This window comes from Mesorhizobium sp. LMG17149 (assembly GCF_024518695.1).
Classification (GTDB): domain Bacteria; phylum Pseudomonadota; class Alphaproteobacteria; order Rhizobiales; family Rhizobiaceae; genus Mesorhizobium.
Genome location: NZ_JANIFL010000007.1, coordinates 230,893 through 244,716, shown reverse-complemented (window position 1 = coordinate 244,716; position 13,824 = coordinate 230,893). Strand labels below are relative to the sequence as shown.

The window sequence follows — 13,824 nt, the reverse complement described above, 5'->3', positions numbered from 1 at the left end:
GTCAATCCCTGTCCATCGCAGCGGGCAGCTGCGGCCGTGCGTGAAGATAGCGGGCAGCGCGGCGTTTGCTGACGATATCCTTATAGACCTTCTCGACTTGCGCGGCAGTGAGGCCAGCGGCGGCGGCAACCACGCCGGCCGAAATTCCGTGATTCGTGCCGTAGAGGCACAAATCCATCAGCTGATAGGGCAAGGCGAAGTAGAACTCCTCCTGGGTTTGCGCCATGGAAAACGTGTCCGTGGTCGGCGGCCTTGTTCGCACCTCCTTGTCAATGCCGAGATATTCCGCCAGCTGGTAAACCTGGGTCTTGTAGAGATGGACGATAGGCATCACATCGGCGACGCCGTCGCCCTGCTTGACGAAGAAGCCCTGGTCATATTCGAGCCGGTTTGGCGTGCCTGCCACTGCATAGTTGAGGCGGTCCGCATGATAATACTCGGTCATCTTGCGAACCCGCTGCTTGTAGTTGGTGGCAGCGACGATCTGCAGGTAAGCCGCCGGCGACAGACGCACGGTGTCGATCTTTCCGTGCGGATCCTCGACCGTAAGGCGCGTGATATTGAGGCCGCTGCTCTCCAGCACCGATGCCATGACCAGCTTGCATTTCCAGCCTTCGCCATATCCAGGGACGGCAGTTCGGATGGCCTCGATCTGTCGGGCGTAGGCGCCGATGCCTTCAAGCGCCGGCTCGATATCTTCAAGGATTGTGTCGATGCCAAGCTGCCCGGCGACGCTGCGGCCAAGCCTCAACGAGTCGCCTGACGAATGGCGCTCCGGCATGAACAGGCCGAGCACCTTGTCCTTCCCGAACGCCCGTGCGCACAGCGTTGCGACGACCGAACTGTCGATGCCTCCGGAGAGCCCGACGACCACTCCGCGACGCCGTTGTGTGCCGAGAACCTGTTCGCGCAAAGTCTCGACGATGCGATCGATCTCCAGCCGGGCATCGAGCGCCAGCACATCGCTGCTGAATTCCCCGATCAGGTCGATGACACTGCCTCCTGTTGGCGTGACTCGACTGAAGAGTAGGTCTCGGTCACAGCGTTTTCGATGAGCGGGCGATTGATGGTCAGATGGGGCTCCACGACCATGTCGATGTGAGTGCCGGCGATCGGAATGACGTCCAGATGGACGAATGCCCGGTCCCACCCGAGTGCAAGCGGCATTCCGGGCCGCGCGCAACGGAACAAGGTGCCGGTGATCGGCAGTATCGGCCTGGGTTCTGCCAGCCATTGGAAGAAGGCGCGCGCCCGCAGAACCTCCTGCAGTTCCAGTTTGGTTCTGAAGCTCGTCGGGTTGAACTGACCCTCGGCATAGCGGTCGAGGAAGCTGGCAAGCCGGGATTCGCAGTGCATTTTGACCGCGACCTTGGCAAGCGCGCGGCACGCCACCCGACTAGCCGATATACGATTGGTTCGGATCCGGTGAAATGTCCGGGTAATGGTCTCCCAACGCTTGCTGCGCTCGCCAACCAGACTGGTATCCAGAATGCCCGTGAACGCTACCGCTCGCCCTTGATCAAGCAGACGCGCGGCAACCTCAAAAGCGACCGCTCCTCCGAGCGAGTGGCCAAGCAGGCGAACACAGCCGGTAGGCTGCACGCGGTTGATATGATCGATTGCAGCTTCGACCATTGCGGCGACAGTGTTCTGACCTTGCAGGATCATGCCCAGGGCCGGATATCTGATGGGAGACACCCTGGCGACCTTGCTTATTGCCGATGCGAACGAAGCAAGGCTCGGACCATAACCGACCGACCCGGGGAAAAGGAAAAGCAGCGGAGGCTCGTGTTTCCAGGCGGGCGCGTGCTCTCCGCCTCGTTGAGCGGAAATGACCGCTGCAACCATCTCATCGAAGCTCATTCCAACCGTGAAGGCTTCCAATCCGAGCTCCTGCCCGATCGCGCTTTCGATTTCCATCACGCAATGGAGCAGCTTAAGCGAATCTCCCCCCGCTTCATCCCAGCACCCCAGGGCGACCCGCGTCTTAAGGACCTTGGTCCAGGCACGCCGTACTATCTGATGAGCAGGAACTTCATTTCCCGCATGGGCGATTTGCGGTGGGGGCGTTGTTTCCCGAACCGAAAGGTCGATTGCAGCCAGCATTGCCATATCGATCTTTCCGCTGGCCAGTCGCGGTATCTCGGCGCTTGCGTGGAGCCGCAGCGGGCAAAGCGCCGGCGGCAATTTTGTCCTGGCAAGTTGGCGCAGCTCGTCGCAAAAACTGGCTCCCGCCCCGCCGTGCGGGACGGCGAACGCAACCAGTTCATTCGCCGGGGTGACGATAACCACGGCATCCTTCACCGACGGCGCGCCACGCAGAACCCGTTCGAGTTCGGCCGGCTCAACGCGCCGCCCATTGACCTTTATCTGGCGCCCTTTGCGACCGATGATCCGCAACAGGCCATCACTCCCAATTTGCACAAGATCGCCCGTCGCAAAGATACGAAGCGTCTGGTCGTCGGGATCTATTTCAAACGGAACGACTGCCCCATTTTCCCAATATCCGAGTGCGACATACGGGCTTCTGATCAACAGTTCTCCGATCTTGCCGGGCTGAACCGGGTAACCCTCTTCATCGACAATCGCGAAGCTGATACCCGGAAGCAGCCAACCGACGGGAGCTGAGGAATCGAATTCCGGCCAATCGTGCGGCAAGAACCACTGCGATCCAGTCGTTTCCGTCGATGAATAGCCGATCTGCACCAGGCAAGTTGGCGGGACAGCCTTGCGCACCAGGCGGATGTCGGCCGAGGACACCTTCTCGCCTCCAATTCGGGCAACCCTGAGTGAACCAAAGGCGTCCGCGGGCTCATCCGCCAGGAGAGCGCGAAGCAATGCCGGCACCAGATAGGTGATCGTCACGCCTTCCGATTGCATGCGGCCGCGAACCGCGCGCAGGCCCACGGCTTCGACCTCCACAAGCTGCAACGTAGCACCCGTAAGAAGAGCGGCAAGGATTTCCCGACAACCGGCGATGGTTGCCGGGCCGGTCAGGGGCAGGAAAACATCCTGCGCATTGATGTGGCACGCGTCGACATATTGCTGCACTCGGCACAGCAAGTTCCGCTGGCTGTTGACAATCCCCTTGGGGCGGCCCGTGCTGCCGGAGGTATAAAGCACGATTGCCGGTGCATCGACAGAAACGGTACGGTGTCCAGCTGGACGAAGCGTTGCCTGCAACGATTGCGCTATCTCGATCCGGGCAACGTGCTGGGGCAGATCAAGGCCGTGGAGGCCTTTGTCGCCAATTATGGCGGAGAGCCTCGCGTCGGCGACGATTTCGTTGATGCGCGAGTCCGGATCTCGCACGTTAAGCGGCACTGACGGTCGACCGGATGCCATGCTGGCCAGCATGGCAACGGTGTACCAGACCGAGTTGGCCTGAAGTATTCCAACCGCATTTCCGTCGGGAACGACGGCTTCAATCCGGCTGGCCAAGGCCTCGACCGCCCGAAAAAGCTCGGAATAGGTCAGTCGGTTGGTGCCGTCGCTGGCGGCTAATTTCTCGGAATAACGCCCGGCGATTTCCCTCAGGTGATCAAAGACCGGAATATCGACGAAGCCAGTTCCCATCCGTTGATGCAGACGTAGAACGGGCCCGCCCTCGTCAAGAGCATGATCGGGAACTTTTGACCATCGACAAGAGACCACCGCTTGGTAGTCAGCCTGCACCGTTTGAATCGCCCTCGAAGATTCTAAATGCGCCAGAGACATAAGGGCCCCACGCTAGGATTGTTGCCGCTTATCGCCCCGCGGCATGATCTTTTCATCAATCATTCGGATGATGCGCGAGGCGGTCTTGATCGCTTAAATCGTTCGAAGTTGAGCATGCCAGCCTGCGCTCGCTCGGCTGTGCTACCTTACCGAAGTGTCGGGCTGTGCGCTGCGGTCCGCTTCGCCAGTGCCTGAAACGAAGCAGTATGCGAATACTTCCCCTCCAAGCTCATCCGTGACACGAACCCAGTTGTTTTCCCATGTCCGCAGGGTAACCTGGCGTCCTGTTGATATAGTCGCCGCCGTGAACGGGCTGGACGCATTGACATTACTCGCCGCAACCACGTCGTCCCCTTCCATTTGCTCTACCAGGTATGTTTGCATCACTGCTCCTGACTGCAGGGCATGGCCGGTTCAATTGCGTGTAGCTGGAGGCATGACCTTCCAACCGCAGGGAACGGATTTCGTTCCATGCAACAGGCAACCCTGCCGCCGGCAGTCAGCGTTCAGTCGCCCCGCCGCCCCTGGCAGGACCATGGCCTAGCCGCTGAATGACTTGGTCAGGACTGAGCTATGCTTTGGCGAAGGTGGAGCCTCGCGCTGCGCCGCATGCTTCTGGAACAGTGCAATCTTGTCGGGATAAGTAATCCGGATTTCGCTGTGACACCCCTCGCAGCGATATTTGGATGCAACCTGAAACCAGCGCCCGGGTTTCAGCAAAGCCAATCCGCAACGCGGGCATTTGAACGTCATTTCAAGAGGGCATAGATTCTGACACAGCGGCATTTCGCAACTTCCATAAGAGATATCTAATGTTAGGCAACGGCAGCCGGCCGGAATCGTTCCTAGACGCCGTTCTTTTCGTCAGGCCGATGACCAACCCGGACGCCGGGAGACCATTTGCCCGCGATGCCAGCTTGACTGACGCAGGCCTGAACTCAGGCGCATCCCGCTTTCATGGTGACGTCGCGCCTGAGCGCCGATCGAACGGTCGTCAGAAGGTTTTGTGGGAACTTGTTCACCGGACCTCGGCACCGAGCGTGATCGCTTGGGGCGACGACGGGCCGCACGGTCGACGACACGACCTCTAATCCGGACGCCGAAACAGCGCCGCGCGCCAGCACAAGAAGGACGAAAGCAGCGCAACCAGGCGGCACTCCTTGAGCATCTCGCCTATACCGGTGCGCTCGACAGCCGCGATCCCGACCGAATTGATATGGATATGAAGGCGCTATTGAAGAGAACCGACGCATCCCTTGGGGAATGCGTCGGTTCCAGAAGCTTACGCGTGGCGGATTTCCGTTCCCAGCACCTTCAAACATTCGCGGATGAACGCAGCAAGCGCCGTCCAGCCTTTGGCAGAAACCATTGTTCCGTCCACATAGGCCTCGGTCGGCGACAGGTCGATATAGGTGCCACCCGCCAGTGTCACTTCAGGCTCGCAGGCGCCGAGTGCTGCGACCTTCTTGCCACGCACCACGCCGTCGACAGCGATCAGGATCTGCACACCGTGGCAGATGGTGAAGATCGGCTTCTTGGCCTCGTGGAAATGGCGCACGATCGCCTGCACGCGCTTGTCGGTGCGGATGTATTCCGGGCCGCGGCCGCCCGCGCAGTAGACGGCATGATATTGATCGAGCTGCCTCTCAGCTTCCGAGAAAGTCTTGTTGATCAGCGCATAGTGGCCGAGCTTTTCGGTGTAGGTCTGGTCGCCCTCGAAGTCGTGCAGCGAGGTCTTGATCAGATCTCCGGCGTTCTTGTCTGGGCATACCACGTGGATGGTGTGACCGACGGCTTCCATCGCCTGCTGATAGACAAAGATCTCGTATTCTTCGGTGAACTCACCGGTCAGCATCAGTATCTTTTTGCCTGGCATGGCTCTTCCTCTCAGTGTTTGAGCTAGGCAAGGCGCAGACCGCGCCCTGCCTTTCGGTGAAATCGGATAGGGTTAGAATGGCGAGTCAGGGAAATAGTATTCCTTGGCGTTGGCTTGGGTGATCAACGGCGCGTCGAGCTTGACGGTGCCACGGACGGGTGCCTGGCCGATCAGGTTGGCGACGGTCATGTAGATCGCGGTCTTGATCATCGACGGCGGATATGGCGTCTCGACCGGCGTCATGGCGTCGCCGTCGATCACCTTCTTGACGATGTCCTTCATGCCGTTGCCACCGAGCGCCAGCTTGATATCGGTCCGGCCCGATTGCTTGACCGCCTCGAGCACGCCAAGCAGCATGTCGTCGTCATTGGCCCAGACCGCATCGATATGGGGGTACTTGGCCAAATAGTCCTGCATCAACTTGAAGGCCTCGTCGCTGTTCCAATGCGCGTACTGGATGTCGAGGACTTTCAGGTTCGTACCCTTGATCGTGTCCTGGAAGCCCTTGATGCGCTCGTCGTCGATGACGGTCGGAATGCCGCGCAGCACAACGACGTCGCCCTTGCCGCCGAGCTTGTCGATCATGAACTTGGCTGTGTTGGTGCCAACCGCGATATTGTCGCCGGCGAGGTAAAGATCCTGGACGGAGGCGTCAGTCAGACCGCGATCGACGACGGTGATGAACGTGCCCATGTCCTTGATAGCCTTGACCGGCTGAGTCAGCTCTTCTGAGCTGTAAGGCAGGATCACCAAAGCGTCCAGCTTGCGGCTGGCCGACAGGTCCTCAAGCGCGCTGACCTGCTCCGCCGCCGACGGCGACGTCTTCACGACCACTTCGACGTTCGGGAACGCGGCATTGATTTCCTTGGCCGCCGCTTGTGCGTGATAGACGATGCCCGCCGTCCAACCGTGGTCGGCTGCCGGTATCGACACCGCGATGACCTTCTTGTCTTGCGCCATGGCCTGGCCGGCCAGCAGCAGCGCGCCAAGTGTCGCCGCCGCAATCCATTTTCTACTGAACATTGTCTTCTCCCTTGGACCTACAAGAACGTTGATCCGCGTGGTCCGGACGCGGCGCTATTTCGAATTAGAAAACCGCTGGATGAGCATGGCGATGATGATGATGACGCCCTGAACAGCGGCGACGAGGTATTCGGAGACGAAGTCCGACAGCACCATGAGGTTGGCGATGAGCTCCAGGATGACGGCGCCGGCGACTGTTCCCCACACATGGCCCTTGCCGCCGCGCAGCGCGGTGCCGCCGATCACCACTGCGGTGATGACCTGCAGTTCCCAAAGCTGTCCGGTCGTCGGCGTTGCGGCGCCCAGGCGCGGCACGTAGCAGATCGCGGCAATGGCCACGCAGACACCCTGGACGATATAGGCGACGGTCCGTGTCCTGATCACCGAGATGCCGGAATAACGGGCGACATCCTCATTGGCGCCGACCGCCGCGCATTTGCGGCCGTATTTCATCTTGTACAGGATGAAGGATGCGACCGCGGCGACGGCGATGGATATGAGGATTGGAACCGGGATGCCGGCAACCGTGCCGAAATAGACAGGCCGGTAGGCCTCGCGCAGCGATCGGTCGATCGGTATCGTGCCGCCGTCGGTCAGATAGGTTATCAGCGCCCGGAAAATCCCCATCGTGCCCAGCGTGGCGATAAACGGTTCGATCCTGCCGACCGTGACGATGAGGCCGTTGGCAAGCCCGCACAGCAGGCCGACCAGGATCGCCACCGCCATGCCGGCGGGAATAGCCCAGATACCGGCATGCGGCGCCACCGTGTTCATGAACATGATGGTGATGCCGGTGATGAAGGCGGCCATCGAGCCGACGGAAAGATCGAGCCCGCCGGACGAGATCACAAATGTCGCGCCGACCGCGATAATGGCGATGAAGGCGCTGCGAGTGATGACGTTGGCGAGATTGGTGGCGGACAGGAAATCGGGGTTGATGAGGTAACCCACGACCAGGAGGGCCGCCAGCGCAAGGAAGGGTCCGATGTCGGTCCAACTGACATTGAGATCCAGGGCGCGACGCCCGGGTGCGGATTCGGTCATGACAACCATTCTGTGCCTCCCTTGGCTTTTGGCCCTGGCTTGGGGCCACTGGTCGCCAGTACCGCCACGTTGCTTTCGGTCATTTCGGCGCCGCTGACCTCGCCGGTGATGCGGCCTTCGCGCATCACCAGGATGCGGTCGCAGATGCCGATCAATTCCTGCATCTCCGAAGAGATGACGATGCAGGCCTTGCCCTTCGCCACAAGCTCCTGGATGAAGGCATAGATCTGCGCCTTGTTGGCGATGTCGATGCCACGCGTGGGCTCGTCGATAATGACCACCGAAGGATCGGTCAGCAGCACCTTCGCCAGCAGCAGCTTCTGCTGATTGCCCCCGGAAAGCTGGCCCGCTTTGGCGCCGAGGCTGTTCAGCCTGATGTCATATGCCTCCACGGCCTGTTCCAGGGCCTCCGCTTCGCGGCGCCGACCCATCGAGAGGCCGGGATGGAACACACCGAGCGCCGACAGCGTCAGGTTAGGCGCCAGGCGCTCCTGCAGCAGCAGTCCCTTGCCCTTGCGATCCTCGGTCAGGTAACCGACGCCGGCGTCGATCGCCGCGCGTTGCGACTGGAAATGGACCGACTTGCCCTTGAGTTCAACGGTGGCGGTCGCCGGGCGCAGGCCGATAATGCCCTCGAAAAGTTCGGTGCGGCCCGCCCCGACCATGCCGGCAAACCCAAGGATCTCGCCCTTGTGGACCGTAAACGACACGTCCTCCACATAGCCGGGAACGGTGGCGTTGCTGACGCTCAGCATCGGCACATCCGAAGGCGCCACGGTTTTTTCGGGATAGAGTGCTGCCAGTTCGCGCCCGACCATCAGCCGCGCCATATCCATCTGGCTCAGCGTCCTGCCGGGATAGGTGCCGACCATCTTGCCGTCACGCAGAACGGTCACCTTGTCGGCCACCCGTTGCACCTCGTCCAACCGGTGGCTGATATACAGCACGGCGATGCCGTGAGCCTTCAGTCGCAGGACGATCTCCAGCAGGCGCTCGACCTCGCCACCGGTCAGAACGGCGGTCGGCTCGTCGAAGATAACCAATTTATAGTCGTCAAGCAGAGCGCGAGCGATCTGCACCATCTGCCGGTCTGCCAGCGAGACGTCGCGCACCAATGCCCTTGGCGAGACCGCGCAGCCGATCTGCGCCAGTTTCTCGGCCGCCAGCCGGCGCATGGTGCGGTCATCCACGACAAGGCCACGCGAAAGCTCTCGCCCGAGAAACAGATTGTCGGTGACCGTGAGCCCCTCGGCGAGCAGGATCTCCTGGTGAACCAAAGCGATACCGGCATCCTGTGCCTGGCTGGGCTTGGCAAATTTCACCGCATGTCCGTTCATCGACAATGTGCCGTGGCTTGGCTCGACATAGCCGGACAGCAGCCGCATCAACGTCGACTTGCCGGCACCGTTCTCGCCAATGATGGCGTGGATCTCACCGGGCAGGACGTCTAGGGTGATGTCCGACAACACCGTCACCGGGCCGTATTGCTTGGACAATTGCTGGGCGCGCAGCACCGGTTCGAGCGAACCATGCGCATTGCTGGACAACGTGCTCCCGCCCTCCCCGGCGATATTCGCGGCAATGGACATCCGTTCCGACCTCAATCGAATGCCGGGAGCAGGCGATCGCGCGAGTGCTCTATATGGATGCGCATCGCCTTTGCGGCGGCATCGGGATCGGCAGAGCCGAACGCGGCAAGAATCGCCTCGTGTTCGTCAAGTGCCTCTTCGGTCACACGTGCATGAAACATCAGGCGGAAGATGTGGAAGTGCGTGTGCTGGTGGCTCAACGTCTCGCGGATGAGTTCGTTTTGAGAAAACTCCAAGATCTTGTCGTGGAAGATCGCATCCTGCCTGGCGAAGTTCGAATAGCGTACGCGATCATCCTTGCCTTCGCGGCGAGACATCACGCCGGCGGCTTCGAGCAACACATTGAACTTGGCCTCGTCCATCATTGCGGCGGCCTTTGCGGCGCCATGCGGTTCGAGCAGCAGACGCATCTCGTATAATTCGTCGAAACGGCGCCGGGTGATCTGGGGTGCGGCACGATAACCGATCAAATGCGTCTTGAGCACGAGGCCTTCGCCTTCGAGCCGGCCAAGGGCTTCGCGGATCGGCGTGTGCGAGACGTTGAATTCCTTGACCAGGCTATCGACTGTAATACGTGAGCCTGGCGGGATTTTCAGCGCCATCAACTGCGCGAAGATGGCTTCATAGACATCTTCGACGAGACTGTTGGCGCGCTGGATGCGACCAGCCCCAATGGTGGCGTCGCTTGGGTCGGGTAAGTTTGCGGTCTGCATATTTTGCCTCTTGACAGTGAGGACTGCTAACACGATGGTTCCGTCGATGCAATCCTATATCCTATACGATTTTAAAGCGGATATTTTTTAGGGGCGAGAGACACGCTCTTAGACCGTCCGATCCAAGCCCAGTTCAATGCCTCCGTTTCCAGTCAGCCGCCGTCAAAGGACCGATCATGACCCTCTTCGCCGCCCTGCGGTTGCCGCGTGAAATCCTGTTCGGGAAAGGGCAGCGCCATGTGCTGCCGACGGTCGCCGCCCGGTTCGGCCGACGCGCGCTGGTCTGCACCGATGAGCGTTTCGCGGGCACAATGGTATTCGCCGACATCATCAAGTCCCTTCAGTCAGCCTCGATCGAGGTTCTGGTGCATGATCATGTTCTGCCCGACGTGCCACGCGACACGGTCGGCATCTGTGTCGAGGAAGCGAAGGGGTTCAGGCCGGACATGGTGATCGGCATCGGCGGCGGCAGCTGTCTCGATTTCGCCAAATGCACCACCCTGCTTCTCAGCCATGGCGGCAAGCTCCAGGACTATTACGGGGAGTTCAAGGTGCCGGGTCCGACACTGCCGCTGATCGCCGTGCCCACCACGGCCGGCACCGGCTCCGAGGTGACGCCGGTCGCGGTGATTTCCGACCCGGACCGGACGCTCAAGGTCGGCATATCGAGCCCTCACCTTATCGCCGCCGTCGCTCTGTGCGATCCCGAACTGACTATGACCTGTCCGCCTGGCCTGACCGCGATCGCCGGCGCTGACGCGCTGACCCATGCGATCGAGGCCTTCACCGCCATGCGGCGCGGTGAAGACCCCAATCTGCCGCAACAGCATGTCTTCATCGGCAAGACTGCGCTGACCGACCATTTCGCGTTGCTCGCGATAAAACTGCTTGGTCGGAGCCTTGAGAAAGCCTGCAGCGACGGCACCGATGCCGACGCGCGCGCCGATGTCATGATGGGCGCGCTGGCGGCGGGCTGCGCATTCGGCACCGCCGGCACGGCGGCGGCGCATGCCGTGCAATACCCGGCAGGCGCCCTCACCCACACCGCCCATGGTTTGGGCGTGGCGACAATGATGCCTTACGTGATGACCTATAACAGCCGCGTCGCCGCTCACGAGATGGCAGAGATCGGCGCGGCACTTGGCTTGGAGACCAAGGCCAGAACCGCCGCCGAGATGGCAGCCGCCACAATCGAGGAGATCAGGCGATTGTTCGCGGCGATCGGTATTACGCCGACACTGGCGGATTTAGGCCTCCCCGCCGATAAGCTTGACTGGACAGCCGAGCAAGCGCTCGGCATCGACCGCCTGATCAAGAACAATCCGCGTGCCTTCGATCTCGGCACGATGCGACGCCTCGTCCAGGCTGCCCATGACGGCGACCTCGCCGCCTGCGTTATGTGAAGAACGGAACAAAGCGATGAATTTGAAGGCTCAGCAACTCGACCAGGATGGCTATGACGTGCGCGGTTTTTCGCACGGACTTTACATCGACGGCACTTGGCGGCCGTCCTCCGACGGTCGGCTCATCGATGTCGTCGATCCCTCCTCCGGGGCGGTGATCGCGGCGGTTCCCGATGCGACGGTCGAGGACGCCACCGCCGCCGTCGCGGCCGCGGCCAAAGCAGCTAAGGGATGGCGGGAAACTGCGCCGCGCAAACGCTCGGAAATCCTTCGGCGCTGTTTTGAGCTCATGGTCGAACGCTCCGAAACGCTTGCCATGCTGATCTCCCTGGAGAACGGCAAGGCGCTGCGCGACGCGCGCGGCGAAGTGGCGTACGCCGCCGAGTTCTTCCGTTGGAATGCTGAGGAAGCGGTCCGCATCACCGGTGAGTTCGGCACCGCGCCCTCCGGCAGCAATCGCATCGTGGTCGATTATGAGCCGATCGGAATTTGCGTGCTGATCACACCGTGGAATTTTCCGGCCGCTATGGCGACCCGCAAGATCGCGCCGGCGCTGGCGGCAGGCTGCACTGTCGTCCTGAAGCCGGCAAGTGAAACACCGCTGACGGCCTATGCGCTGGCGGCACTCTACAGCGAAGCCGGCGTGCCTGCCGGCGTCGTCAACGTGCTGACCACGACCAGTCCCGGGCCGCTGACTTCGGCCATGCTCGCCGATCCACGCGTCAGGAAACTGTCCTTCACGGGGTCGACGGGTGTCGGCCGAACCTTGCTCGGCGAGGCTTCAAAGCATGTCATTTCGTGTTCGATGGAACTCGGCGGCAATGCCCCGTTTGTCGTCTTCGACGATGCCGAACTCGACGCCGCCCTCGACGGCGCGATGATCGCCAAGATGCGCAACGCCGGCGAAGCCTGCACCGCCGCCAATCGCCTCTATGTACAATCGGGAATTTATGATGCTTTTGCCGACGGGCTCCGCAAGCGCATGGCGGCACTTAAGGTGGGAGCGGGACCGAATGCAGACACAGAATGCGGGCCGATGATCACCAGAAAGGCTGTCGACAAGATCGACCGCCTGGTCAAGGACGCCGTGGGCCGGGGGGCCAAGGTGCTTTGCGGCGGGGCGATTTCGGAGGAAGAAGGGTTCTTCTATCCGCCCACAGTGCTGTCCGATGTGCCGCCCGATGCGGAGATGGCGCACGAGGAGATTTTCGGCCCGGTGGCACCCATCACACGCTTCGACACCGAGGCCGAGGCGATCGCACATGCTAACAACACGGAATATGGCCTGGCCGCTTATATATACACACGCGATATTGGACGCGGCATGCGGGTGGCGTCGGGGATCGAGGCCGGCATGATCGGTCTCAACCGAGGACTGATGTCGGATCCGGCCGCACCATTCGGAGGCGTCAAGCAGAGTGGCCTTGGCCGCGAAGGCGGCCAGCACCACGGCATCGCCGAGTTCATGGAGGCTAAATATATTGCCGTCACCTTCTGAACCGGCAGTCATGTCAAAGGACCCTTTCCGCACGCGCGACCATGTGGCCGACTTTGACGATGTCGTGGCCGACATAGTAAGCCGCAGCGCCGAAACCCGGGCGACCCTGCCAATGTCGGCTGATATCGCCTATGGCGAGGGCAAGGCCGAAAGGTTGGACCTCTTCTTTCCGCCCGGCGCGCGCAGGGATCTTCCCGTGCACATCTTCATCCATGGCGGCTACTGGCGCATGTTCTCCAGGAGCGACTATTCTTATGTAGCGAACACAGTCACCAAAGCTGGGGCGATCGCCGTCATCGTCGACTATGCGCTGATGCCCGAATTCAGGATGGCGGCAATCGTCGCCCAGGTCCGGCGCGCCAAACAATGGGTGCTGGACAATATAGCCGCTCATGGCGGTGACCCTGCCCGGCTAAGCGTAAGTGGTCATTCGGCGGGCGCACACCTGGCCACATTCCTGTTCGAAAAGACGCCAATGCCATCGCGCATACGTGCGGCGCTGCTGCTAGGCGGCCTTTACGACCTCAAGCCCCTTCAGACGTCCTTCCTCCAGCCGCTAATCGGAATCACCGATGAGGAGGCAGCTGCCTTCACCCCAATGACGCGGTGGCATGACCCGGAGACGGCAGCGACCATTCTCGTGGGAGATCAGGAAACGTCACCTTTTCACCAGCAGGCCGCAGACTTCGGAAAGCGCTTGCGCGCGCAGGGGCACTTTGTCTGCGACCTCCGCCTGAATGACCGAAACCACATGAACAGCGTGCGTGATCTGGGCATCAGCGGCACACAATGTGGCGATTGCCTGATGGCGATGATCGAGGGAAACTGCCTATAGGACGGAACCTGGGGAAACAGAGCCGCTTGACTGCCGGGCCAGACACTCCCGTCACTCAAGAAAGTACCGTCACGGGATCGCGGCACGCTACCGGCATCGGACTGAGCTTAGCGGCAGGTGAAATCC

Annotated in this window: 10 protein-coding genes; 3 read left to right on the top strand and 7 right to left on the bottom strand. The window is 61.0% G+C overall.

Going from position 1 to position 13,824, the window contains the following annotated elements:
* Position 1: 1 nt before the first annotated feature.
* From nadE to NP945_RS18460, 7 genes are all read right to left on the bottom strand, one after another.
* Entirely contained in the window at positions 2-985 is a 984-nt protein-coding gene (gene nadE / locus NP945_RS18490) for an NAD(+) synthase (protein WP_256747283.1), read from the bottom strand.
* On the bottom strand, positions 982-3,717 hold the full coding sequence (locus NP945_RS18485; protein WP_372337979.1) for an AMP-binding protein: 2,736 nt from the start codon (positions 3,715-3,717) through the stop codon (positions 982-984). Before NP945_RS18485 ends, nadE begins: the two co-directional genes overlap by 4 nt.
* A gap of 1,282 nt (positions 3,718-4,999) precedes the next feature.
* Positions 5,000-5,593 carry a DJ-1/PfpI family protein gene (locus NP945_RS18480; RefSeq protein ID WP_013533129.1) on the bottom strand — a complete coding sequence of 198 codons (594 nt, stop codon included), beginning with the start codon at positions 5,591-5,593 and terminating at the stop codon, positions 5,000-5,002.
* 72 nt (positions 5,594-5,665) lie between these two features.
* Positions 5,666-6,616, bottom strand: coding sequence for a substrate-binding domain-containing protein (locus NP945_RS18475; RefSeq protein WP_023808960.1), 951 nt, complete (start codon positions 6,614-6,616; stop codon positions 5,666-5,668).
* Between the two features lie 54 nt (positions 6,617-6,670).
* Complete coding sequence (locus tag NP945_RS18470; RefSeq protein ID WP_245469691.1) at positions 6,671-7,660, bottom strand: ABC transporter permease; 990 nt, start codon at positions 7,658-7,660, stop codon at positions 6,671-6,673.
* Positions 7,657-9,249 (bottom strand): sugar ABC transporter ATP-binding protein, encoded by a 1,593-nt coding sequence (locus NP945_RS18465; RefSeq protein WP_256747166.1) that lies wholly within the window; start codon positions 9,247-9,249, stop codon positions 7,657-7,659. The genes NP945_RS18470 and NP945_RS18465 overlap by 4 nt, the downstream gene beginning before the upstream one ends.
* Before the next feature lie 11 nt (positions 9,250-9,260).
* Positions 9,261-9,962: a GntR family transcriptional regulator gene (locus NP945_RS18460; protein ID WP_127267874.1), complete on the bottom strand. Its 702-nt coding sequence runs from the start codon at positions 9,960-9,962 to the stop codon at positions 9,261-9,263.
* 176 nt (positions 9,963-10,138) lie between these two features.
* Here NP945_RS18460 and NP945_RS18455 point away from each other — a divergent pair, with 176 nt between their 5' ends.
* From NP945_RS18455 to NP945_RS18445, 3 genes are read left to right on the top strand one after another with little or no spacing between them, the layout of a single operon-like run.
* On the top strand, positions 10,139-11,365 hold the full coding sequence (locus NP945_RS18455; RefSeq protein ID WP_128302544.1) for an iron-containing alcohol dehydrogenase: 1,227 nt from the start codon (positions 10,139-10,141) through the stop codon (positions 11,363-11,365).
* A gap of 16 nt (positions 11,366-11,381) precedes the next feature.
* On the top strand, positions 11,382-12,863 hold the full coding sequence (locus NP945_RS18450; protein WP_256747165.1) for an NAD-dependent succinate-semialdehyde dehydrogenase: 1,482 nt from the start codon (positions 11,382-11,384) through the stop codon (positions 12,861-12,863).
* Between the two features lie 10 nt (positions 12,864-12,873).
* Positions 12,874-13,698, top strand: coding sequence for an alpha/beta hydrolase (locus tag NP945_RS18445; protein WP_256747281.1), 825 nt, complete (start codon positions 12,874-12,876; stop codon positions 13,696-13,698).
* Positions 13,699-13,824 lie beyond the last annotated feature (126 nt).

Excerpts from the sequence above, each read along its gene's own strand:
- NP945_RS18485 (WP_372337979.1), bottom strand. The coding sequence starts at position 3,717 with ATGTCTCTGGCGCATTTAGAATCTTCGAGGGCGATTCAAACGGTGCAG.
- NP945_RS18480 (WP_013533129.1), bottom strand. The coding sequence starts at position 5,593 with ATGCCAGGCAAAAAGATACTGATGCTGACCGGTGAGTTCACCGAAGAA.
- NP945_RS18475 (WP_023808960.1), bottom strand. The coding sequence starts at position 6,616 with ATGTTCAGTAGAAAATGGATTGCGGCGGCGACACTTGGCGCGCTGCTG.
- NP945_RS18470 (WP_245469691.1), bottom strand. The coding sequence starts at position 7,660 with ATGACCGAATCCGCACCCGGGCGTCGCGCCCTGGATCTCAATGTCAGT.
- NP945_RS18465 (WP_256747166.1), bottom strand. The coding sequence starts at position 9,249 with ATGTCCATTGCCGCGAATATCGCCGGGGAGGGCGGGAGCACGTTGTCC.
- NP945_RS18460 (WP_127267874.1), bottom strand. The coding sequence starts at position 9,962 with ATGCAGACCGCAAACTTACCCGACCCAAGCGACGCCACCATTGGGGCT.
- NP945_RS18455 (WP_128302544.1), top strand. The coding sequence starts at position 10,139 with ATGACCCTCTTCGCCGCCCTGCGGTTGCCGCGTGAAATCCTGTTCGGG.
- NP945_RS18450 (WP_256747165.1), top strand. The coding sequence starts at position 11,382 with ATGAATTTGAAGGCTCAGCAACTCGACCAGGATGGCTATGACGTGCGC.
- NP945_RS18445 (WP_256747281.1), top strand. The coding sequence starts at position 12,874 with ATGTCAAAGGACCCTTTCCGCACGCGCGACCATGTGGCCGACTTTGAC.